Here is a 22,919-nt window from a genome sequence, read left to right as displayed (position 1 = left end):
GCCCTCCTGATGTTCGGCCATGGCGGGGCGCTGCGGCTGGATGTCGAGTGCCTGGAGTGCGAATTGACCGATCTTGGCACCGACGATCTCGGCGTGGCGCCGGGGTAGTCACCGTCGCCCCGGCCCTCGCCGGGACGACGACGCACAGGGTTGACGGCCATTATCCGTCGCGCCATTGAGCAGGGACCCGAATTCCTCCTAAGAAAGCCGTCATGCCCGTTCGCCTGGACCGACAGAGCGCCGATTTCGAGCAGCGATTCCGCGATTTCCTGGCGGCCAAGCGCGAGGTATCGGCCGACGTCGAGCGCGCCACCCGCGCCATCGTCGACGACGTGGCGGCCCGCGGCGATGCGGCGCTGCTCGAGGCGACCAAAAAGTTCGACCGGCTCGATATCGAGGCGGCCGGCCTGCGCATTACCGCAGCCGAGATCGACGCCGCGGTTGCGGCCTGTGACCCCAAGACCGTCGAGGCCCTGAGATTCGCGCGCGACCGGATCGAGACCTTCCACCGCCGCCAGTTGCCGAAGGACGAGCGCTTCACCGATGCCGCCGGCGTCGAGCTCGGCTGGCGCTGGAGCGCGGTCGATGCGGTCGGGCTCTATGTGCCCGGCGGCACCGCGGCCTATCCGTCCTCGGTGCTGATGAACGCGGTGCCGGCCAAGGTCGCCGGCGTGCCGCGGGTGGTGATGGTGGTGCCGGCGCCGGACGGCAAGCTCAACCCGCTGGTGCTCGCCGCCGCCCATCTCGGCGGCGTGTCGGAAATCTACCGCGTCGGCGGCGCCCAGGCGGTGGCGGCACTGGCCTACGGCACCGCGACGATCGCGCCGGTCGCCAAGATCGTCGGCCCCGGCAACGCCTATGTCGCCGCGGCCAAACGGCTGGTGTTCGGCAAGGTCGGCATCGACATGATCGCCGGCCCCTCCGAGGTGCTGGTCATCGCCGACGACACCGGTAATGCCGACTGGATCGCGGCCGATCTCTTGGCGCAGGCCGAGCATGACGTCAGCGCGCAGTCGATCCTGATCACCGACAGTGCACGGCTCGCCGCCGACGTCGAGCGCGCGGTCGAGGCGCAGCTTGCGACGCTGCCGCGCGCCGAGATCGCCCGCACCTCGTGGAACGACTTCGGTGCCGTGATCAAGGTGGCAAAACTCGACGACGCGGTCGAGCTCGCCAATGCGATCGCGGCCGAGCATCTCGAGATCATGACCGCGGACGCCGAGGGCCTGTCGAACAAGGTCCGCAACGCCGGGGCGATCTTCCTCGGGGCCCATACGCCGGAGGCGATCGGCGATTATGTCGGCGGCTCCAACCATGTGCTGCCGACCGCGCGCTCGGCGCGGTTCTCCTCGGGCCTCGGGGTGCTTGACTTCATGAAGCGAACCTCGATCCTGCGGTGCGGGCCGGATCAGCTTCGTGCGCTCGGGCCCGCCGCGATGACTCTCGGCCAGGCCGAGGGTCTCGATGCCCATTCACGTTCCGTCGGATTGCGCCTCAACCTCTCATGAACAAGCCACCAGACGACGAGGATTCCAACAATCGCATCGTCGCGGTGACGCTCGACGAGGAATCGATCGGCCGTTCCGGGCCCGATATCGAGCATGAGCGGGCGATCGCGATCTACGATCTGATCGAGCAGAACCTGTTCGCGCCCGAGGGCGCCGCCGGGCCGGGGCCTTACACCCTGCATATCGCGATCACCGGCAACCGGCTGATGTTCGATATCCGCAAGGAGGACGGCGCGCCGGTAGTCGCACATCTGTTGTCGCTGACCCCGTTCCGCCGCGTCGTGAAGGACTACTTCATGATCTGCGACAGCTACTATCAGGCGATCCGGACCGCGACGCCGGACAAGATCGAGGCGATCGACATGGGCCGCCGCGGCATCCATGACGAGGGCTCGCGCACGCTGCAGGAACGGCTCAAGGGCAAGGTGCGCGTCGATTTCGAGACCGCGCGGCGGCTGTTCACGCTGATCACCGTGCTGCACTGGAAGGGTGAAGGCGCATGATCCCGACCCGGAGGGCCGCGTTAGCGCAAAGTGGATGCCGGTTTTCGGTCGCGACAAACGCGTGCGTTTGCGCGGAGATCATGCGCCAGAAGACGAGGCGCATGATCGGTGACGCGGTGATTGACGGGGGCGTACCCCGATCGAAAAAAGCCTGATCGCATGGAAGCGCCGCGCGCGCGCAACCCCCAGGCCGTGCTGTTCGCATGCGGCCTGAACAGCGTGCGGTCGCCGATGGCCGAAAGCCTGCTGCAACAGATGTTTCCCCGAGGCCTCTATGTCCGCTCGGCCGGCGTCAAGAAGGGTGAGCTCGACCCGTTCGCCGTCTCGGTGATGGCCGAACTCGGCCAGGACATTTCCAGCCACAAGCCGCAAACCTTCGAGGAACTCGAGGACTGGGAGGGGCTGAACTTCGATCTCATCATCACGCTGTCGCCGGAGGCGCACCACAGGGCGCTGGATCTCACCCGCACGCTCGCCGCCGATGTCGAATACTGGCCGACGCAGGATCCGACCGGCACCAGCGGCAATCGCGAGCAGAAGCTCGCCGCCTACCGCGAAGTCTGCGACGGCCTGTTGCTGCGCATCCGCCGCCGCTTTGCCAAGGCCGGCGCGGCAAACCTGTGAGGCTCGGCGAGGCGAGGGGACCAGCGTGTTCCGATTCGCAGAACCGCCGCTTGTCGCCAGACTGACAAACAGCTGTGCTTATGGGGCCTTGTCTCCAGGCGGGGGCGCGATTCGCGGCCGGTTCCAAGGTTGTGCATCCATGCCCCATCCGATAGGTTCCGCCCGCGTCCGTCCCCCCGATTCAGCCCAAAAGCCCGCATGCTAGGCCGTCCCAAATTCGTTCTTGCTTCCGGTTCGCCGCGGCGGCTGGCCCTGCTCAACCAGGCCGGCATCGAGCCCGACGCGCTGCGCCCGGCCGATGTCGACGAGACCCCGCGGCGGGGCGAGTTGCCGCGCGCCTGCGCCAACCGCCTGGCGCGCGCCAAGGCCGACGCGGCGCTGAAATCGGTGCATCTTGACGACGACCTGCGCGGCTCCTTCATCATTGCCGCCGACACCGTGGTGGCGGTCGGCCGCCGCATCCTGCCCAAGGCCAATCTGGTCGACGAGGCCGCGCAGTGCCTGCGGCTGCTGTCGGGCCGCAATCACCGCGTCTACACCGCGATCTGCGTGGTGACGCCGCGCGAGGCATTCCGTCAGCGCCTGGTCGAAACGCGCGTGCGCTTCAAGCGGCTCAGCGAGGACGACATCCAGGCCTATATCGGCTCCGGCGAATGGCGCGGCAAAGCCGGCGGCTACGCGGTGCAGGGCATTGCCGGATCGTTCGTGGTCAAGTTGGTCGGCTCCTACACCAATGTGGTCGGCCTGCCGCTCTACGAGACCGTGACCCTGCTCGGCGGCGAGGGCTTTCCGATCCGCCACGGCTGGCTCAACTCCGTCGCGGTGTAGCGCTGACGGGACATTCTTCCTGCGCCGCATCGGCTCTGCACCTCTCCCTTGTGGGAGCGGCCACATCGCATCGCAGATGCGAGTCGGGTGAGGGGTTTGTCTCCGCGGACAGAGGGAGGTGACCTGCGGCGAACGTGGAACATGCGACCGCCTCCTCGATTGCCAGTTGATATAGACTCCGGCCCAGCCATGACTGACCAAGCCCGAACGCCCCCGGCCACCCCGCGCGCCTGTCCGATCTGCGGCAAGCCCGTCGAGCAGGCCTTCCGCCCGTTCTGCTCGGCGCGTTGCCGCGACGTCGACCTCAACCGCTGGCTGACCGGCCGCTATGTCGTCCCAGGCCGCGAGGACGACGCGGAGGACCCGGAATAGCCCAGATTTCCCAACAAGTTGGGGAAAGAGCGCCGGGCGGGCCGCGGCCGGCGAAGCGTTTCGCGAAGCCGGGTGGACACGGCGCTCCGACCTCTCTATAAACCGCCCGCTCGCTCCGGCCTTTTCGGCCCCGCGGGTATGCCCAGGTAGCTCAGTTGGTAGAGCATGCGACTGAAAATCGCAGTGTCGGTGGTTCGATCCCGCCCCTGGGCACCATTCCACACCTGAATGGTATTTACTCCAAAGAGTTAAGCCCTATCTGAGGCTTCGCGCTTGCCCGCCTGTGTAACAACGGTGAGCAACGATGTTGTTTCGGATTGTGCGTCCAATGCAGCGAGACGGTTCGCGGTTTCCCATCTACGTGCGGCGGATTCCCGCAGACGTGCGAGGCCAGCTCATTGGCCGGACGCTGCATGTTCCGCTGGGCAACGCGACCCGTTCAGTGACGATCTCACCCCGAGCGCAGGCCATCCGGTTCTCGCTCCGGACCGATCAGCCGGCCGAAGTGAAGGTAAGGCAGGCGGCGGCCGATCAGTATCTGGAACGCATCTTCCGCGCGTTTCGCGATGACAGCGCGACTGCTCTCACCAATTCGCAAGCGACTGCCTTGGCGGGGCGCCTGTACCGGGCCTGGTCCGGCGGTGAGGGGCGCGAACGCACGCTAGCCGTTGAGCAGGGGCCGGGTGGCACCATGCGCCCGGTGCCGCATGACCCCGAGGATGACGCCGCGATCTTTGAGGCATCGCTCGTGCGCTTTGTGCGTCTGGATACGATGCGCAAGTCGATTGACCTCAGCCATCTCCCTCAGCCTGAAGACCGCCCTGACACCGCAACTCTTGAAGTCCACCTAGGGCTGATTGTTGACCGCCTGCTGTTGTCGGAAGGCATTCGCCGCGTCGATGCAGCTTCGCGTGGTTTGCTGCTCCGAGCGTTCTGGCTTGCGCTGCGCGATGCGCTGGAGGTCCGTCTGCGTAACGCGCAGGGCGATTACACATTGGACCCTAAGGCTGAGCGCTTCCCCGTGTGGGTCGCACCGGGCGCAGTTGTCGCGAAGCCGTCTGCTGTTGCGGGAGGTTCGTTGACCTCGTTGGTTGAGGGATGGTGGACGGAGGCAAAGGCCCGCAATCTCAAGCCCAGCACCCACGAGAGCTACAGCAACACCATGGCCGCGTTCGTTGCATATCTTGGTCATGATGACTGTAGCCGGGTGACCAAGAATGATGTGATCGGCTTTAAGGATCACCGTCTAGCAACCATCAATCCGAGGACCAAGCGGCCGATCTCAGCAAAGACGGTGAAGGATAATGACCTCGCAGGACTAAAGGCGGTGTTCGGATGGGCGGTTTCGAACGGTAGGATGCATAACAATCCGGCGGAAGGTGTCACACTCAAGGCCGCCAAGCCTCGCAAGCTGCGGAGTAAGGCTTTCACGGATCAAGAGGCGATAACCATACTTAGGGCAAGTCTCGAAGTGGAGCGGGGAGGTGAGCGGCCGGAGACCTTTGCCGCAAAACGCTGGGTGCCTTGGCTCATGGCCTATACCGGTGCTCGTGTTGGCGAGATGGCGCAGCTGCGGAAGGAGGACTTGTACAGACAGGGCAGCAGCATTTGGTACATCACCATCACCCCAGAAGCCGGGACGGTGAAGACCGATGAAGCACGTGACGTTGTTCTCCATCGTCACCTGATCGATATGGGCTTCGTGGAGTTCGTTAAGGCGTCGCCCGCAGGTCATCTCTTCCTTCGGCCTGCCGAGGACGGAGACGTGCTGGGACCGTTGCAGGGCATTAAAAATCGGCTTGGTGAGTTCGCCCGAGCGCTTGTGCCCGATCCGGGCGTGAAGCCAAACCACGGCTGGAGGCACCGCTTTAAGCCCGTTGGCACGAGGGCCGGAATTGATCGGCGGACGCTTGATGTGATCTCGGGGCATGCCTTAGAGGGGCGAACGGAGGCAGATGGGTATCATGGAGTTGAGCTTGAGGATCAAGCGGCGGCGCTCGCGAAGTATCCAAGATATGAGATGCGCTTGTATCCAGAGTGGGCGAGCGACTGAGAGAATGTAGCTGGTGCCGTCGTGGTCCACAGAAAAAATGTCGGATGGAGGTTCGGTCGTTCACTCCAAGGATCAGTTGAAACGGGAATGTGGGGAGGCGGGGGCTACCTATAGCGAAGGGAAGTCGTCAGCGATAGTTCAGGTATTCCTCAAACGTGATTACCGAAAGACCATTGACCTTTTGGTACAGCGGTTTGCGACGCGCATCGGTTACGATGGTGTACGGTCCACAACAAGCGATGCCGGCAACACACCATTCAATGCACTGGTCATACGGTCCCTTCCTTCCGAAGGTTGCATTGCTCGATTCTGCGAGTGCCGCAGCCGCAAGGCGATGCTCCTCCACGACGCGCTTTTTCGCGAATGTATTGCCGCTTAGATCGGTTGCGTTGTCGGGATAGACTTTGGTGAATTCGTTGAATACTCGATTGAATATCAGGACCTGACCTTGCTCTAGGTCACTTTGAACCACCTGCGCTTCATTTCCCGATGCCTCTGACCACAACCGAATTGCCTGAAGGTCGAAGACGAAGGGCGTAGGATACTTAGGCATCCTCACCGCCTTCAGCTTCTATGGCGTCCTCCGGTCGTGCCTTCGTAGACTTTCTGATGTAATCGTCTTGATATTTTGGCTTGATCCCCGATAACCGATAAAATTCGTAGTCGTCGTAATTGCCCCTTGCCTTGGCCTCGCCGAAAATTTCAGCAAACTTGAAGCCGTACTTCGCTAGTTTGTACTTCCATTCCTCCTGTCGCTTGCCTCCGCCTCCGCTTGGAGCCTCAGGGTCGCCATTCGCGCTGATGAAGCGCTGCCAAGCACCGACGGCTGAAGGAGCATAGATTCCAAGCTCAACCAAGCGAATGACGCTAGCGTGCATGGACAGTTTGGTCAGTCGCGAAAACCGCTTTAGCTGATCGACGTCCAGTGTTGACGTTCGGATGGTGCGCTTTGCAATGGGGAGGATGAACGCAGACGGCGCAAGAAACTCTACGGCAAACTGGTTGCATTTGCGTTCGATTGCGTTGTTGACAATGAACGGATCAGAGACGCCGCTCATTCCGAGCGCGCAATGATATAGCTCATGCGCTAGAGTAAACAGGCGACGCTCGGACGATTGTCTTCGCGTATTGAGTACGATGACATCGTAATATCTTCCCGTGAGGCAGAATCCAGCTCCATCCTTATCCGAGAAAGATAGCTGCAACACAAACACGTTCAGCGTCTCGACTTGACGTCGAAGCCATGCAAACAATGCGCGGGCATCACGTGCCTCTGTCTGCACGTCAAAGGTGAAGCCTAATTTGGTCCTTAAGTTACGCGCCGCCACCGCCACCGAGTTTGAGGACGGTCCGACTGAGGACTTAACGCTGAACGTTGATCGGGGACGTGGCGATTCTTGCTCTGCCTGTGACTGTATCGAGGTAGCAAGATCCATCCATTGCAACGCTTCCCTTGAGTATCCGGATTGCTTCGGTGTCGTGAGGCGGAAGTCGGGAAAGCGAGCCTCTTCGATCGGGACAGACTCTGCAAAGAGGAAAAAATCGGGGACTAGCAACTCGCGGGATATCTTCTTGAGAATACCTTCGCTGCGCTTTGGAGGTGCCCGCAAAAAATTATTGAGTGCGGACTCAGTAAGTCCAACTCTAGTCCCAAGCTCGGCGCGTGATAGGCCGCGAGCATTGAGAACCTGATCGACGTTCTTTTTCAGTGATGCCATTGAATGATGAAACCGGGAGTTACTGAATGACCTTAGGCGATTTCTCAAGTCTGGTGCAACTTGGGGTAGGGTTGCACGCGGGGACTGCACTTGTTGAGGCAATTACAGAGCTGACGGAATCACCGCTGTCGCGCCGTCTTTCGAGGCTTCACAGGATTTCCGAGGCGAAACTGAAGTCGAGCCGGGCAGGCGCTCAGGATTTGTACGATCAAGCAAGCGATCTACTCGGCGACCTGGAAGTGAAGAAGGTACAATTCTTCAATGAATACAAGACTGTCGTGGAAGTGAATGCCGCGGTGGCGATTGTTTTAGCGCTCGTTCTTACGGTGATTTCATTTCTATACAGCGAGGAGATCAATTCCGTCATTGGTGGTCTCATAGTCGTGTCTAGCCTAGCTCCCGCCAGCGCATCCTTACTTTTTCTTTGGTCGAGATGGAAATCGAACACCGCGGAGCTACGGAATTCCACTGACGCACTGCACAAGAACCTCATTGGTGGCCTTTGATTCGGTCAGGGCGACCGAGAGAATTATGGGGTCACAAATGCGAAGGGTAGGCCCGAGCTGGCAGCGCTGCGTTTCCCCCCGTAGCCCTCGGTAGGCCCGGTCCCAGGAGGGTGAGGGCGAGGCCGACCAAGAGGCAAGGGCCGGGAGAGGCGCAGACCTCAAGCCTGTCTGCGTGCTTCCTCAGCGGCTTCCCAGCGCGCCAACATCCGCTCGGCACCCGCAGGGTCCGCCTTGATGCGCAGGACAGCTTGACGGCTCAGCCCGGTTGCCGCTGCGATGGTGCTCGCTCCTTCCTCACGCTCAAGCATGTCGTGGACGGCCTTGAGCTGTTGCCGCGTGAAGCTCGGCTTGCGGCCCAGATAGTTGAGCACGTTCGCCTTGGCATGGGCGATGCCCGCCGTTTGCGCTTCCTTGTTCGCCTCCGCTTGGGCCTGCGAGAGTGCCGCCATGAAGCCGATAAGCGCATCCCTTACGGCCTGCTGCATTGGGTCTTTGGTAGCGCCGTCGAAGGTCATGTTGTTGATGACGGTGCGGATGACAACACCACGGCGCATGAACTCGCGGATGGTGTCACTGACATCCTCATAGTTGCGGCCAAGGCGGTCTACCCAGCGCACCACGAGGGTGTCACCCTTGCGCAGCATGTCCCAGAGCCTGCGGCCTTGAGGTCGGTGCGCGAGACGGGTGGTAATGCCTGACACTCCATCATCGGCCACCACCTCATCAATCGTGAAGCCGGCGGCCTCAGCTTGGGTCCGCTGATGGTCTAGCGTTTGGTCCGAAGTCGAGACGCGGGCGTACAGAACGGTCGTCATCCTGGTCCTCCTGTCCGTTAGGATGATGTCCGTATATAATATGTCCGTAGAGCCGAAGTCAACCCTTACGGACAGGCTTTGCGCCCGATTGCCCGTTGTCCGTTGGTCTATACCCTTGCGGAAGGAGATCCCTTCTTTCCTACGCTACCAAGGTAAGGAGACCGCTAGCTCCGCACTAATCGCGAATCCAATCGATCCGATAAGGCTCGGACGACCTCTATGGGAAGCGCGGAGATTTCCATGATGCGTGGCTTCGCGCCGCGCAGACCATCAGCAAGTCTTATTTACAGTCCCTCCGATCCCGTGAACCATTGCAACCAAAGGTTTGGGGGAAGGGCTATGGGCAAAGTAATAACTATTATGAACATGAAGGGAGGCGTGGGCAAAACGACCGTTGCGGCGCACTTGGCCGGAATAACTAGTCGCTATGCACTTGGCAACAAACCGCGCAGGGTTTTGGTCATTGACTACGACCCTCAATTCAACCTTTCGCAAGCGTTCCTACTTCCCAAGCCCTATTTTGAATTGGAGAAGGCTCGAAAGACAATTCTCTCAGTTCTGGTCGACGATGACGTGAAGCTGAACCCTTATCAGCTGCAAGTCCCCGGCAATCACAATCCGCCGAAGGTGAAGGACCTCGTCACCAGGATCTACAACTACTCCGACGCGCATCTAGATTTGCTGCCGTCAACGTTGGATTTGATGTACGTCGCGTTAGGGCAGGCGAATGCAAGTACGGCGCCCATTGAAGAGCGATTTGGAAAGTTCATTGATGAGTGCAGAGCGCTTTATGACGTCATCTACATCGACTGCCATCCTGCAGGTTCACTGTTTACCAAGACGTCGTTGCGCAACTCTGACCATGTTGTTATCCCCGTGGTGCCTCAACGCTATGCAGTTCGCGGAATCGGCTTGATGATGAATTTCATTCAGTCAAAGAAGGCGGGAAGTGGCACCATTTCCCCTCACATCCTCTTCAACGCAACCTCAAGGGCGATTGTGTCGCCTCAAGAGATCGAAATTCGCAGCCATAAGGATTTCGGACCTGTTTGCATGGAGAGCCGTTTAAGGAAGTACAAGGCCTTCTCTGAGCCGGAGGGTGGCAAAGGCTTCACGTGGACGAGCACGCGGGCGTACAGCACAGAGGCACTGGGGAACTTGCTCGCTGTTGGGCAAGAACTAATTAAGAGAACCGGAGCGTGACAAGATGAATGAACGTGCCCGACGCCGCGTGTTGCGCCAGCTCGCAGGCTCCATGTTGATGTCAAATCTTACTAGGGCTGAGATCATCGAGATCGCGGATGAGATGGCGCACGGTCGCCTAGGTTATGAATTCGGCGAGATGCTTCGATACTTGTCAGTGACGCTTCCCGAAGCGCGAGAAGAAGTATTCGCAAAAGAAGTTGTAAGCGTTAGCTCCGTGTCTGCGGCTGCTCGTGAAATATTGCTGAGAAAAAAGTTGAGCAAGAAGGCGCTGCTGCTAGCTATTGCGAACGTCGCGCCGAGGCTGGCAAAAGGTGGTTTTCCAAACGGATCAGTCCGAGAATTGCTTGACTGGTTTTTTGAATCGGCTTCGCCAACCCAAGCTACAAAACTGCTGGGATTGCTTGGTGACGAAGGGGCGGACCCCTTTTTGAAGGGCATTGTGCGCAGGGGTTAGAGATGCCGCACACGAAACTCGCCGCCGCAGTGAAGGCGGTTGACTGGAATGCGAACGTTACGGCATTTCTGAGCGATTCAAGCATTACGAAAGTAATGGCTCAGAGAAACTTACGGCTTGCGATCTGGGCGAGACAGTTTGAGATTTCCGATCATGGAAATCCTGCCTTGTGTTTTATTCGGGAGATGCAGATAGCAGGACAGCATGTTGCCGCTCTCACAGCTCTGGCGCTCTATAAGCCCGCAGCTGGCTCGATGCGCACCATGTTGGAAGCCGCAATGTATTACACCTATTTCCGGACGCATCCTTCCGAGTTGGCCACGGTTGTTCGCGATCCGACCTACTACGTTGATAAGCGCACGATTCTTGAATACCACAAGGTGCACACTGCCAATTTTGTGGACCTTCAAAGGAAGCTCGGTTTAGTGTCGCGCTTAGAAAAATGGTATTCGCGGACGTCCGCAATTGTTCACGGGCAGATACCGGGAACGTGGATGGACCATCACACCATCGCGGAGATATCACCCATCAAAGCTACAGAGGGATTGGTGTTAGCGAATCTCAAAGAGGGAGAGGAGATCGTGCATCGCCTCTTTTTGTGCACGGCGGGTCGGTTGCTTTGGGACGTTTTTTCTTCAGCGGCTAAGGCGGAGCTTTTGCGTGGTCTGGCGGGCAATCTCAAAGCGGCGTTGGCTTTAGACGCTGCTTAGAGGTCTTGGTACTTCTGTCGGCAAGATGTGTAGAGCGCTTTAGCTGCGAGTCGACTGATGTGGCTCAGTCATCCACGGCCACGAGGCTTGAGATCTCGCGTTGAGTACAAGAGGCCTGACCCTCTTTGGATGCTTGCGTCGCGCTAAGAGAAGGACGACCCCAAAGAAAGCTTTTGTGGTCTAAGAGCTCTTGATTGGAACGCATTTCGTACCCAATTTCGCATCTCTGAATATTGATCCTGCCCATCTGGGGTGCTGAACCCCCTCAATATGGATTGAAGCCGCGCCGCCGAAGACCCGATGCGAAATGCGTTGCGGTTGCGAGCGCCTCTCACAGATTCTCGCTACTAGGCTGACCTGTTGGATGCTCCGGCAGGTAGCCGCGCGTCTGCCCGAAGGCGGAGCGCTAGAATGACCGATTGCCCAACAGTAAGGAGGCGAAGGTGAACTCGAAAGAGAGTGCTGAATCCCTGATCTACGCAGCCGTAAGTCATGTAGAGCCAAGAGGCGGGCGCTACGACCGACTAGCTCCGATGGTGTCCTGCGCGTTGTGTGTATTTCCTGATGGTAGCCGCAAAGTGTTTCTGGTGTACGGCTCGGAGAGATCAACTCAAACAATGTTGGCTCATGCCATTGTTTGTGTCGTCAAGGAACTGCAGGTTGAGGTTCGAAGGTCGCGCATTGCTTGTGTGACGGCATCTGATGGTCTGTGGACCTTGGCTCGCTCAGCTAGCATGTCTCCACGGCTCATTGACGGGGCAGCGGTCTTCGAGGAGCTGGATGCGATGATGAGGAGGGATGAGTTGAGGCAACAGAAGCGGGCGCAGTCGGACGCTCGGTACATGAACCATGCGACACGGAAAGCAATCCAACATAGATCGGACGTCCTCCACGACTTCAGAACAAATCCAGAGAGCTTTAAGAAGCCCGGAATTACGCGACTTTGTAGTGAGCAGCAGGATCTGTGAGGACCGGCGAATTGCAAAGCCGTCCCAATGCCTAATCCGCGCGCCCCTGTTTTGTCATTCGTCTGAAAGAGTGAGTTGTGAAGAAGGGACTTCAGTGGCTATCGGTACGCGTTGAGCCCGACCGCGAGGCAGACCGTTGCGTAGTTTTTGATTGCGGGAGGCCGACGATGCAGGCGGCGGGGAAGGGGCTTGCGTCCTCCCATTGTCGCAGACACGTTGAGCATAAGGCGAGGCACGGGAGTCACTGGAAGCGCAGCTACACGGCCGGTGAGTTGGCGCCGTACCTCAAGGCCGCGCTATCGTACATACGGCCCCGCCTTCAAACCGAGATGTTCATCAAGGACACCGTGATGCATCTGGCGCTGCTGCTGGAGCAGTCGCCATTTGAAATCGCCACGCGGCTGCGCGGCATGTCGGCCAAGGCTCGGGCATCTATTGCTTTCGGGCGGCTACGCAAGAAGGCTGTGAAGCCCGAGCGCCTCCTCGCTATCCACATCGCCATCACCGCCCTCGTTGAGGAGGACCCGCGCCCGCACCGCGTGAAGGAGTTCCGAATTGTGCAAGTCGCCAAGGCGCTACATCGGTTGGCGTCCGGGCATCACGTGGTGCACGAGCTGTACATCGGTGACCGGAGGCACCGCAGCGAGTTGCACAAGTTCCCGCGCAGCTCGGGGCGCGTGCTGAGGATCATGGGGCAGCGCGTTGAGGACATCTGCGAATGGGCGACCGCCGAGCACATGGCCGCAGTGTTAGCTCTGAAGGTGAAGAGGTACGGCCGGCATCCCGGGTTACCTCCTTGCTAACCTCCAAAATTTCTGCCGTGGCACGTGTGACCGATCAGGTGCCGGGGTCAACGTCCGTCCATCCTCGTGCATCAAGCCGGTCACTTTGAGGCGGACTCTACAGCATGCCCACCGCGTCCAAACCAGTTGCGCTAGAGACACGATGGCGTGCTGCAGCACCGGACCTCAAGGCATTCATAGCGCAGCTCACTGCGTCCCTCCTGGCTGATGAGGATGGTCAAGGGCTCCGGCAACGCAAGCGCAAGGCCACGGACCAGGAGAAGTTCGCGCGGGCGGTCGAAGCGATATGCTGTGGCTTCACGGCCAACGCACTACTCGGTGACGGGCGGGCCGTCGCAGTGCGGCTCGGCAACTACGCATCGAGTTACACATCCGTGTACGGCAAGCACTTCAATCGCGCCGTGGAGTTGATGAAGGCGCGGGGGCTCCTCACGCTCACGCTTGGTCATCGATCCGGGGCGGTCCGCAGGGCGTCCACCATCACACCGTCGCCTGCATATTGGAGTGTCGCTCCGCCTCCGGGAGATTGGGGCGATCTTTACCTTGAGGAACACCGGGCGTTTGTCGGCATAAACTGTGACGAGAGCGGCCAACGCAGACTGCGTCCCGAGGATTGGCTCGGTACTGCGGTTGCAGAGATGGAGCGGATCAACGATCACCTTCGAGCGCTGCCTCTCTGCTACAATGGAAGCGAGGCGCTATCGCTTGTAGAGATTGCGGACCGGCCTTGGGTATACATCACCACCCCTCATCACCGAACCGTGCGCCGCGCATTCAAGGGCAGCTTTGAGCGAGGCGGGCGGCTGTATGATGGTTACTGGGAAACGATGCCCCGGGCGGATCGCTTCAGGTGCCTCGCCCTTAATGGTGAGCCCGTGCTCAACGTGGACTATGGCCAGCTCTTCCTTCGGCTTGCATACGCATTGTCCGGGCTGGTGCCGCCTGCCGGCGATCTCTACGACCTCACGGGGTGTGACCACGAAGCGAGCGACTGGCCGTCATTGAGGGAAGGCCGCAAGCGGATGGTCAACGCTCTGATCTCCGCTAAGCGTGCCCTGAAGCAATGGCCGGGACGGACAAGCGCGGAGCGGGCAGGGGTTCGGGGACTTTTTCCGGCAGGCACGAAGCCGAGCAACGTTGTGGCGGACATCAAGGCGCGGCATCACGCCATCGCTGCCGAATGGTTTGAACGAGGACGAGCGGGAGAGCTTCAGCGGCTGGAGAGCGATATCCTCATTGCCGTGATGCTCAAGCTTATTAGCGTCGGAATCGGAGCGCTTCCTCTACACGACAGCGTGATTGTCGCTCGATCGGATGGCGAGGCCGCACGGCGAGTAATGCTTGAGGAGGCGCGGCGCATAGCTGGAGCGGACATCCCGGTGAAGATCGATGATGGGCGCTAGAAGGCCCGCAGGATTTGCAGCGGAGTCCATCTGTGCGTTTGTTCGGTTGGCGGATGTCCCGCCTGGATTTAGCCAAGGGCGACGCATGGAGTTCCGCTGCGCTTTCTGGGCGTGCGGCAAATCGACTCAGTTTCTTACGCTTCCGCAATTGCCCTCAGGCGTCCCTCTAGGAATACAGATGAAGCTTCTATCTCTCATCGACCATCATCAGCTTGAGGAGGAGGCCATGTGGGTCTCTTCGAGGCAGAGGCCAGCTATAGCCTCAAAGTGACCTAGAAGCCCTACACCTCACACCGGACCAACTTCAAGGGTCACGCAAGCGAGAGCCCAACGGCGGGAGCCCAATGTCATACCTCAGCGGCACGGCACACGACCTAGGCCACCGGCTAGTGTCCCGCCATCAAGTGATGCTCAAGGCCCAAACCTCAAGGTGGTCACCTCAAGGACAGGACCCAAGGCACCGCTACACAACGCCATGCATCAAGTCGAGTGATGATGTTGGGGTCGATTATGCCTTCATGGCTTGGCGCTATCGCATGTAGGTGAAACGATCATCGTCAAAGGAAACAAGGCTCGTGCCTTCCCACCGCCAGCAGCCAGAGGTCTCATGATCCGAGGTAAACGGGCCGCGATACTTGATGAGGATGTGTACATAAAATTCTTCATCGCCAGCCAGCTCCGGCACGGGCATCGGTGGAGTATCTTCATCTGCAAACTCTCCAATCGCAATTGACTCTGGCACCGCGAGCCAAAGATCGGACCGCGTCTCGTTCGGTATCATGATTGGCAGGTGCCGGAGTGGATGCCAACGCTGGGGAACGCCAAGATCGCCCGGCACTTTTCCCACGGAGATAGCCGCGAAAAATTCTTTGATTGTCGCGGGCGTCTTTCCGTAATTGGCTACTTGATACGTGACGTAGTGATAGGGGTCTGGTGTATGCGCTTCTAACTCCAGCCCCTTCGGATTGGATATGTAGAGATAGGGGCGTTCCAGTTTCGAAAAATTATGTGTTTGCGCCTGAGAAGCTTCTGCCGTCATCCGAGCCGTTTTGTCCGCGCGGAGTAGGAAGAATCCCTGCCCGGCGGATACCAACACTAGACCTCCCGTAAGGACGGCAAGCCAAAGGGTGTAGCGAACAAGAGCTTCGTCATTCTCTTCCTTTGTGCGGTGAAGCTGCGCTTCCTGAACGGACGGCGCTAACCGTCCGAAATTCTTGTCGGTGGCAACGGGGCCAAAGACTCCCCAAAACAAGCTGCCACCCAACGCAATTCCCATCACCAGCGTGAACAAAGGCCAAATAAGTGGACGTAGATGCATGAGTTCAACCCGTAACGATTTCGATTGATGTTCTCGCAGCAGCACTCGCTGGTTCGTCCAAACCGAACCCCATCACTTACCCCAATTCGGCGCTTCCGCTGCATAGAGATTTTCATCAGCCATCATCGGCTTGGAGGAAGCTTGGCGAGTGGCCTGTGATGGGCGGCCTTAGCCTCAAAGTGGCCTGGAAGCCCTTATCTCACTTGGTGCCGGACCAACTTCAAGGGGCACGCATGTGAGAGCCCGGCGCACCGACCCATATTTCCTGTGCCGTTATGGCTTCTACAAGGGACCGGCGGGTGAGAATCAGTGATGCTGCTCCTCGATACGAGAGGGCCGTTAGATGTTCAATCGAAAGACTCTTTTCATAATCGGTGCGGGCGCTGGCGTTGATCTCAATCTGCCGGTTGGGACCAACCTTGCGCTCGATATACAGCGGCGAACGAAAGTGAGTCTTTCCCGTTTCGGTACCCTCGAACACGGAACGTTTGACGAAGAGTTGGCACTGAGTTTCTTTGGACCGGGCAAAGGTCGCAATTACGGCGCTGCATTTGACTTAATTCACAGAGGCATCTTGCTCGCGAACTCGATCGATGATTTCCTGAACATACACGAGGGAGCGCCGGAAGTTGTTGAGGTCGGAAAGGCAGCGATCATCCGATCTATCCTGGCTGCCGAAAGGCACAGCCATCTCTATGTGAACCCGTCCAACGTAAACAATACGCTCGACTTGATGAGAGTGCATACGTCGTGGATGGTCAAATTCATGCGGGTGCTCGGACCCGGCAGAAAGGCGCCGGACGTTGAGAGGGCGCTGGACGACGTTGTGTTCATCAACTTCAACTACGATCGATGCCTCGAACACTTCCTAACCCACGCTCTGCATTTGCAGTACGGAATATCGAAGCAGCAGGCCGCGGAGATCGTTACCCGAGCCACCATCATCCATCCATATGGTTGGGTGGGGGCACTCGACCGCGTGCCGTTTGGTGGCAGTGAGCATTCGCGGCTTGACTATCTCGCCTTGTCGAGGGGGATCAAAACATACACGGAACAGGTCGAAGAGGAGTCTACGCTGCTAAGGATTGAGGAGGTGATCCGAAGCGCAAAGTGCCTTGTGTTTCTCGGTTTCGCGTACCACACCCAAAACATGAATCTGTTGTTTGGCAAGCACGACGTTCCCGAAGAAACCAAGCCAATCTTCGGTACGGCCCTTGGCATGTCCAAAGCGGACACCTCGGTGGTAACCAGCCTCTTGGAAGAATTGTTTCCCGAATACGATCCTGATGACTACGAACCGGACCCCGGCCCGTTTGGTATTAGCTTCCCGCGCTCACGCCTCCCGCGCCCGAAGTTCAACCAGCATATAAACATCGAGAACGAACTGAATTGTGCGCAGTTGTTTGACCACTACGCTAAGTCACTCGCGGGCTAGTTGGGTTGCTATTGACTTGGCGGTCATACCCCACCGCTCGGGCTGTGTAACAGGACTGGTAAACAACTCCGATTTCTGCTACGAATTCTCTTGTCATTTCAATGTCGCAAGCTAGGCCAAGCGCAGCCCGCCCCTGGGCACCATTTCGTTTTTGACCAGCGCCCGGTGCTCCCCGCTGCGCCTCAACTCGCGTACAAATAGTTCGGCAGCCACAGCGTCATGCCGGGCCAGAGATACATGATCACCATGCACAGGATCACGATCAGCATGTAGGGCATCATGCCGGCGAATATCTGGTTCAGCGTAACGTGCTTCGGGGCGACGCCCTTGAGATAGAACGCCGACATCGCGACCGGCGGCGACAGGAACGCGGCCTGCAAGTTCACGAACACCAGCGTGCCCCAAAGGATCGGATCGATGTTGAAGTGCTTCAGCATCGGCAGGAAGATCGGCACGAAGATGATGATGATCTCGGTCCATTCGAGCGGCCAGCCCAGCAAGAAGATGATCGCCTGCGACAAGATCATGAACTGCACGGGCGTCATGTTGAGCGACAGCACCCAGCTTTCCAGCAGCGCCTGACCGCCGAGAATGGCGAACACCGCCGAGAACAGCGCCGAGCCGACGAACAGCCAGCAGACCATCGCGGTCGTCTTTGCGGTCAGGAACACCGCTTCCTTGGTGCGCTTCCAGTCGAGCGTGCGGGCGTGGAAAGCGAGGATGAAGGCGCCGGCGGCGCCGACGCCGGCGGACTCGGTCGCGGTCGTGATGCCGAACAGGATCACCCCCAGCACCACGACGGTGAGGATGCCGAGCGGCATCACCGACGACGTCAAGAGCTTCAACACTTCGAAGCGTTCGCCGTCCATGCGCAAGTAAGAGCGCGCCGTCCACGCCGCCAGCACGGCGACTGAGATCGCGAACCAGACGTAGAACTGGGTGTCCGGTCCCTTTTCAGCGGGCGACAGCTCCTTCGGCTCGACCGGGCTGCCAAGCTGCTGCAGGCCTTCGACGGCTCCGCTCGCGGCGCCGGCCTGCTGGTGGATCACGACGTACCACCAGACCGTGCCGAGCGCGGCTGCGGTCATCAGGAACGGCACCAGCGAAATGAGGAAGTTCTGCACGATCGCGCCATAGCCCATCGGCTTGCCGTCGATCTGGAGCGTCTTCGCCTTTGCGGGCGAGAGCAGCGCCTGGAACAGGCCGACGAACAGGTTCGGCGAATACAGCGCCGCGAAATTCCTGATCCATTCGGGCACGTTGACGCGGGTCTGCTCCTCCGCCAGCGGCGGGGCGATCTTCGGGTTGATCATCGCCCAGCCCACGACATAGACAAGGTAGAGGAACGCCAGGAAGAAGCCGGGAAGCATCGCCGCCGCATAGAGCTTGACCACGGACTGGCCGGCGACCGCGGCATAGACGATGATCATCACCGAAGGCGGGATCAGGATGCCGAGCGTGCCGCCCGCGGTGATGACGCCGGAGGCGAGCTTCACGTCATAACCGGCGCGCAGCATCGGGTTGAAGGCGATCACGCCCATCAGCACCACCACCGCGCCGACGAGCCCGGAGGCGATTCCCCAGAACGTGCACACGATCAGGGTCGCGACCGCGAGCGAGGCGGGCAGGCGGCGGAAGGCGAGCTGGATCGAATAGAACATCTTGTCGACGAGGGCGCCGCGCTCCATCACATAGCCCATCAGCACGAACAACGGGATGGAGATCAGCACGTCGTTGGTCATCGCGCCGTAGGTGCGCTGGACCATCAGCTCGAAAACCTTGTTGTGCGTCCAGTTCTGCGACGGGTCGTAGAAGGCGATGAAGCCGAAGAACATGCCAAGGCCCATCAGCGTAAACGCCGTGGCAAAGCCCATCATGATGACGACGACGATGAGCGTCAGCATCAACAGGCCGAGCGCGGGATCGCTCATGTGTTCAGGTCCCCGCCCATGCCGCGTTGCCGCGCCATTTCATCGATGCGCGCCGCGCCCTCGATGGCGAGCTTGCGCGATTCCTCGTCCACGAATTCAGAGTGCGCGAGCTGCTCCCCGATGACGTCGGTCTCGGCGACGTCGGCAAGCCGGCTCGGCCATTCGCCGGTCTTCAGGCACACGATGCAGCGGATGATCTCGCCGATCCCCTGCAGCATGATCAGCGCGCCCGCGATCGGGATGACGGTCTTGAAGTGGTAGACCGGCGGGCCGTCCGCCGTGACGTTGGAATGCTCGTTGATGTGCCAGGAATCCGCGGCGTAGAAATAGCCTGCATAGATCAGCGCGGCGATGCCCGGAATGAAGAACACGAAGTAGAGAACAAGATCGAGCGTGGCCTGCGTGCGCGGCCGCATCGAGGAGTACAGGAAGTCGCCGCGGACATGGGCATTCTGCGCCAGCGTATAGGCGCCGCACAGCATGAACAGAGACCCGTACAGCATGTTCTCGGCGTCGAAGATCCATGCCGTCGGCATGTTCGCGGCGTAGCGCTTGAACACTTCGATGCAGACGACGCTCATCAGGACGATCATCAGCCAGGCGGTCGCCTTGCCGACCCAGGTCGAGATGCCGTCGATCTTGTACAGTAAGCTCTGGACGCTCATGTGATACGGTTCGGCATAAAAACGATCCCAACATAGCACAAGGCTCCGTCCGGAGGGTGGTCCGGACGGCGCCCTTGCCGGGTTTATTTCGGCATCAGAGTTTCTTGGCGGCGGCGTTGGGCCCGAAATAGTGATCGTAGGCCATGCGGCGGTTCACCACCGTGTCCTGCTCCCATTGTGTCGCACGCTTGGCGAACGCGATCTGCGACTGCACGATCTCCTTGAACAGCGGGTTCTCTGCCGCCTTCTTCTGCACCACGCCGTCATAGATCTCGAGCTGCTGCTTCAGGATGGCATCGGGGGTCTTGTAGAACTTGACGTTGTCCTTGGTCTGCAGCTCCACATAGTCCTTAGAATAGCGGTCGATCGCCTTCCAGGACATATCTGCCGAGGCTGCGTCCACCGCGTTGGCGATGATCGCCTTCATCTTGTCCGGCAGCGCGTTGTACTTGTCCTTGTTGAACGTGATCTCGAACTGCTCGGCGTTCTGATGATAGCTCTGCAGCATGCAGACCTTGGAGACATCGGGGAAGCCGAGTACGCGGTCGGAGGTGGCATTGTTGAACTCCGCCGCATCCAGGAGGCCGCGGTCCATGGCAGCTACAATTTCGCCACCGGGCAGCGCGTTCACGGCAGCGCCCATCCCCGAATACACATCGATCGAGATGCCGACGGTGCGGAATTTCAGACCCTTGATATCCTCGGGCTTGGTGATCGGCTTCTTGAACCAGCCGAACGGCTGGGTCGGCATCGGACCGTAGGGGAACGAGACGACATTGGCGCCGATCGATTCATAAAGTTTTGCGAGCAACTCCTTGCCGCCGCCATAGCGGTGCCAGGCCAGCAGCATGTTGGCGTCCATCGCAAAGCCTGGTCCCGAGCCCCACAACGCCAGCGCGGTCTGCTTGCCGTAGTGATAGACCAGCACGCCATGGCCGCCGTCGAGCACGCCCTTGGAGACGGCATCGAGCAGGCCGAAGGCGGGCACGACAGCGCCTGCCGGCAGCACTTCGATCTTGAGCTCGCCGCCGGTCATGTCGTTGACCTTCTTGGCGTAGTCGAGGGCGTATTCGTGGAAAATGTCCTTTGACGGCCAGGTGCTTTGCCAGCGCATGCTGATCGGCCCCTGGGCGCTGACGACGCTCGGCGCGGCTACCGTCGCGGCGGCCCCCGCAGCAGCGACCTTGAGAAAGCCGCGGCGGTTCGGAGTGCTGCCCTTGTTTGATTTGGTCATGACTGCCTCCTCCCCTTGGAATAGCGATCCCTTGCGGATCAGCCCCTTTTTTTATTGGAACAAGTCAAAATCTTGCGCAGGGGTTTGGCAAGAATGTTCGGAATGATGCGACGCTACGACGCGGACTGCGGTGATGACGCGCCGCACGAGGACCAGACCACGGTGTTTACGAAAGTCGTTGCTGTTGCAGGTGCGGCGCTGATGCTGGGCGCTTTTGCGGTAACTACCGATGCCTTCGCCCAAAGTGTGGGCAGTAGTTATGGTTATAGAGTATCCCCGTCCGGCAACCTCGTGCTTCGGGGAGCACCAACCCGGTCATCCGGCAACAGCAACCACAGTGGAGCGAGGGTTAATCCGCCGGCCGGCCTGAATGACGGGTCGAACTTTGCTGTAGGTGGCCCGTCCACTGGGGTGCGGGTCATCACTCGTCAGTAGCCAGACGCCTGTTTTGCTGGATAAACGGACCCATCGCCAACGAACCGCGCATGTCCCCCAGCGGAGCCAGCTCCCCGCCAATAACTCCCGCGATTGTGGATTTCACGATGCCGCGAACCTGCGCCACATGTTGTCGTCGATCAGACTAGGCAGTTCGCGCGCACACGATCCTTCAGCCGCGCAGGCGCTGTCGACGCGACCGGCAGGACTGGAGCAGGCGGCCCTTGCAGGCCGCCTGGGTAGATTAACCTGAGCGCGGACGAGCTCTATTGGCAGGGGTGCTGGAGTCCGTCGGATCCCTTGAAGAAGGTACCGGGCCTGCAGACGATGCCATTGTGCGAGGCGTAGGCGCTCCAGTCGCCGTTCCAGGCGTAGTAGTCGCCATATGCGGCGGGCCGATCGTAGGTGCCGTACGCGGCGTAGGAATTGCGCCAGCCGCCGAAGGGAGCGGTCGCGATCGCCGCGGCCGTTCCGACGGCAGCGCCGGCCACGCCGGCGGCGGCCCCCACCGGCCCCACGGGTTCGCGATAGGCGGTTCGCCGCTGATAATAGCCCCTCCTGCTGTCGTACGGGCTCCCGGCTCCTCGGTTGAGGCAGTTGGCGCTGGCGAATTGAGATGAACAGGCGGCCGGATTGGAGAAGACCGCTTGCGCCGATGCGGGGCTGGAGACTGCGCAGGCCACGATCACGGCCGCGCCAAGGATTCTCAGGTTCGTCATGCGTTGCTCCCTAGATTGGTTTGCTTGCGACAGGGCTCGCTAAAGCCACACCGGAACGTTCCCGGTTCTTCTCGCATTCAACCAAATGCAACCTCAGGAAGTGGTTCCTGCGCGCCTCGCACGACGCATCAAATCGACGTGACTGATGGAAGATCGAAGGATGACTCCAGCGAGGAGGAACAAGCGCGGCGGCAGTGCCGACCGAGGATGGGCCACGCGACACGACAGGGATCAAAATGCCGCTCGCCATCGGCGAAGCCGCAAGCTGCGTTCGGCGGTGACGGCTTCGCGCATACGGGGAAAGTCCGGCCTTTGTATCAATTGGTAGAAAAGCCCTAGGGCGAGCGCGATGACGATCCTGATCGGTTTCGGTGATCAGGATCGCGCGGACTTCGGCGCAAGGCGGCCCATTGCGGTGCGATGTCGCCGCAGGCCTCGTTACCGAACTCGCTCGCGCAAGTTGATCAGGCGGGTCCGTGATCTCGAATTCGGCTGAGATGTCATCGCAGACGCGGGATTGCCTAACAGACCCTCACGCTTTGCTGAACATACGCGTAACCGTTCCACACGTTTCGCGTCTGATAGCAGGAGTTATAGGCCGTCGCGGCTCCGATGGCTGCGCCGGTCGCCAAGCCGGCTGCGGCAGCTCCGGGCCATCCCCAACCGCCTCCGTAGTAACGGCCACCGCGATAATGGCCACCGCCCGCCCAA

At 59.9% G+C, this 22,919-nt stretch carries 22 protein-coding genes and 1 tRNA gene; 15 read left to right on the top strand and 8 right to left on the bottom strand.

Features of this window, described 5'->3' with window-relative positions; all coding sequences use genetic code 11:
- The 8 genes from AKL29_RS44070 to AKL29_RS00600 all read left to right on the top strand — a co-directional run.
- Positions 1 to 108: DUF2948 family protein (locus AKL29_RS44070; RefSeq protein WP_244481658.1), on the top strand; the 108-nt coding region annotated here is incomplete at its 5' end.
- A gap of 104 nt (positions 109 to 212) precedes the next feature.
- Positions 213 to 1,508, top strand: coding sequence for a histidinol dehydrogenase (hisD, locus tag AKL29_RS00630; RefSeq protein WP_028333714.1), 1,296 nt, complete (start codon positions 213 to 215; stop codon positions 1,506 to 1,508).
- Positions 1,505 to 2,011: a UPF0262 family protein gene (locus AKL29_RS00625; protein ID WP_016841326.1), complete on the top strand. Its 507-nt coding sequence runs from the start codon at positions 1,505 to 1,507 to the stop codon at positions 2,009 to 2,011. Before hisD ends, AKL29_RS00625 begins: the two co-directional genes overlap by 4 nt.
- A 159-nt stretch (positions 2,012 to 2,170) precedes the next feature.
- Positions 2,171 to 2,635, top strand: coding sequence for an arsenate-mycothiol transferase ArsC (locus AKL29_RS00620; protein WP_050382319.1), 465 nt, complete (start codon positions 2,171 to 2,173; stop codon positions 2,633 to 2,635).
- A gap of 198 nt (positions 2,636 to 2,833) precedes the next feature.
- A complete protein-coding gene (locus tag AKL29_RS00615) occupies positions 2,834 to 3,463 on the top strand; it encodes a Maf-like protein (RefSeq protein WP_050382316.1) in 630 nt (209 codons plus the stop codon).
- 189 nt (positions 3,464 to 3,652) lie between these two features.
- Entirely contained in the window at positions 3,653 to 3,835 is a 183-nt protein-coding gene (yacG, locus tag AKL29_RS00610) for a DNA gyrase inhibitor YacG (protein ID WP_028333712.1), read from the top strand.
- Between the two features lie 140 nt (positions 3,836 to 3,975).
- Positions 3,976 to 4,051: transfer RNA gene (locus AKL29_RS00605), tRNA-Phe, on the top strand.
- A gap of 112 nt (positions 4,052 to 4,163) precedes the next feature.
- Complete coding sequence (locus AKL29_RS00600; RefSeq protein ID WP_063779869.1) at positions 4,164 to 5,888, top strand: hypothetical protein; 1,725 nt, start codon at positions 4,164 to 4,166, stop codon at positions 5,886 to 5,888.
- Positions 5,889 to 6,015: 127 nt separating this feature from the next.
- Here the strand turns inward: AKL29_RS00600 and AKL29_RS41510 are convergent, their stop codons facing one another.
- Both AKL29_RS41510 and AKL29_RS40035 read right to left on the bottom strand, forming a co-directional pair.
- The gene (locus tag AKL29_RS41510) at positions 6,016 to 6,441 is read right to left on the bottom strand and encodes a hypothetical protein (protein ID WP_152977372.1); all 426 of its coding nucleotides are present in this window, start codon (positions 6,439 to 6,441) and stop codon (positions 6,016 to 6,018) included.
- Positions 6,434 to 7,606 (bottom strand): XRE family transcriptional regulator, encoded by a 1,173-nt coding sequence (locus AKL29_RS40035; RefSeq protein WP_082190425.1) that lies wholly within the window; start codon positions 7,604 to 7,606, stop codon positions 6,434 to 6,436. The genes AKL29_RS41510 and AKL29_RS40035 overlap by 8 nt, the downstream gene beginning before the upstream one ends.
- 26 nt (positions 7,607 to 7,632) lie before the next feature.
- Between AKL29_RS40035 and AKL29_RS00590 the strand changes: the two genes are divergently transcribed.
- The gene (locus AKL29_RS00590) at positions 7,633 to 8,112 is read left to right on the top strand and encodes a hypothetical protein (RefSeq protein ID WP_050382311.1); all 480 of its coding nucleotides are present in this window, start codon (positions 7,633 to 7,635) and stop codon (positions 8,110 to 8,112) included.
- A gap of 158 nt (positions 8,113 to 8,270) precedes the next feature.
- On the opposite strand, the gene AKL29_RS00585 is transcribed toward AKL29_RS00590, so the two are convergent.
- On the bottom strand, positions 8,271 to 8,927 hold the full coding sequence (locus AKL29_RS00585; protein ID WP_050382310.1) for a recombinase family protein: 657 nt from the start codon (positions 8,925 to 8,927) through the stop codon (positions 8,271 to 8,273).
- 240 nt (positions 8,928 to 9,167) lie between these two features.
- Between AKL29_RS00585 and AKL29_RS00580 the strand changes: the two genes are divergently transcribed.
- From AKL29_RS00580 to AKL29_RS00555, 5 genes are all read left to right on the top strand, one after another.
- Positions 9,168 to 10,130 (top strand): ParA family protein, encoded by a 963-nt coding sequence (locus AKL29_RS00580; protein ID WP_160321690.1) that lies wholly within the window; start codon positions 9,168 to 9,170, stop codon positions 10,128 to 10,130.
- Between the two features lie 4 nt (positions 10,131 to 10,134).
- The gene (locus tag AKL29_RS00575; protein ID WP_050382305.1) at positions 10,135 to 10,587 is read left to right on the top strand and encodes a hypothetical protein; all 453 of its coding nucleotides are present in this window, start codon (positions 10,135 to 10,137) and stop codon (positions 10,585 to 10,587) included.
- A gap of 2 nt (positions 10,588 to 10,589) precedes the next feature.
- On the top strand, positions 10,590 to 11,297 hold the full coding sequence (locus AKL29_RS00570) for a hypothetical protein (RefSeq protein ID WP_050382302.1): 708 nt from the start codon (positions 10,590 to 10,592) through the stop codon (positions 11,295 to 11,297).
- A 1,297-nt stretch (positions 11,298 to 12,594) separates the two neighbouring features.
- The gene (locus AKL29_RS00560; RefSeq protein ID WP_244481653.1) at positions 12,595 to 13,068 is read left to right on the top strand and encodes a hypothetical protein; all 474 of its coding nucleotides are present in this window, start codon (positions 12,595 to 12,597) and stop codon (positions 13,066 to 13,068) included.
- 104 nt (positions 13,069 to 13,172) lie between these two features.
- Positions 13,173 to 14,471, top strand: coding sequence for a hypothetical protein (locus tag AKL29_RS00555; RefSeq protein WP_050382298.1), 1,299 nt, complete (start codon positions 13,173 to 13,175; stop codon positions 14,469 to 14,471).
- Positions 14,472 to 15,000: 529 nt separating this feature from the next.
- On the opposite strand, the gene AKL29_RS00545 is transcribed toward AKL29_RS00555, so the two are convergent.
- The gene (locus AKL29_RS00545) at positions 15,001 to 15,834 is read right to left on the bottom strand and encodes a hypothetical protein (RefSeq protein WP_152977371.1); all 834 of its coding nucleotides are present in this window, start codon (positions 15,832 to 15,834) and stop codon (positions 15,001 to 15,003) included.
- Positions 15,835 to 16,132: 298 nt separating this feature from the next.
- Here AKL29_RS00545 and AKL29_RS00540 point away from each other — a divergent pair, with 298 nt between their 5' ends.
- On the top strand, positions 16,133 to 17,224 hold the full coding sequence (locus AKL29_RS00540; protein ID WP_050382293.1) for a hypothetical protein: 1,092 nt from the start codon (positions 16,133 to 16,135) through the stop codon (positions 17,222 to 17,224).
- Positions 17,225 to 17,406: 182 nt separating this feature from the next.
- Here AKL29_RS00540 and AKL29_RS00535 read toward each other — a convergent pair whose 3' ends face one another.
- The 4 genes from AKL29_RS00535 to AKL29_RS00520 all read right to left on the bottom strand — a co-directional run bounded on the left by AKL29_RS00535 (position 17,407) and on the right by AKL29_RS00520 (position 22,208).
- Entirely contained in the window at positions 17,407 to 19,155 is a 1,749-nt protein-coding gene (locus AKL29_RS00535; protein ID WP_028333711.1) for a TRAP transporter large permease, read from the bottom strand.
- Positions 19,152 to 19,820, bottom strand: a complete 669-nt coding sequence (locus AKL29_RS00530; protein WP_028333710.1) for a TRAP transporter small permease subunit — start codon at positions 19,818 to 19,820, stop codon at positions 19,152 to 19,154. The genes AKL29_RS00535 and AKL29_RS00530 overlap by 4 nt, the downstream gene beginning before the upstream one ends.
- Before the next feature lie 94 nt (positions 19,821 to 19,914).
- Entirely contained in the window at positions 19,915 to 21,054 is a 1,140-nt protein-coding gene (locus tag AKL29_RS00525; protein ID WP_028333709.1) for a TRAP transporter substrate-binding protein, read from the bottom strand.
- A 701-nt stretch (positions 21,055 to 21,755) separates the two neighbouring features.
- Positions 21,756 to 22,208, bottom strand: a complete 453-nt coding sequence (locus AKL29_RS00520) for a hypothetical protein (protein WP_050382291.1) — start codon at positions 22,206 to 22,208, stop codon at positions 21,756 to 21,758.
- Positions 22,209 to 22,919 lie beyond the last annotated feature (711 nt).

It is taken from the genome of Bradyrhizobium pachyrhizi, assembly GCF_001189245.1.
GTDB classification, from domain to species: Bacteria; Pseudomonadota; Alphaproteobacteria; order Rhizobiales; family Xanthobacteraceae; genus Bradyrhizobium; species Bradyrhizobium pachyrhizi.
This window is presented reverse-complemented; position numbering and strand designations above follow the sequence as displayed.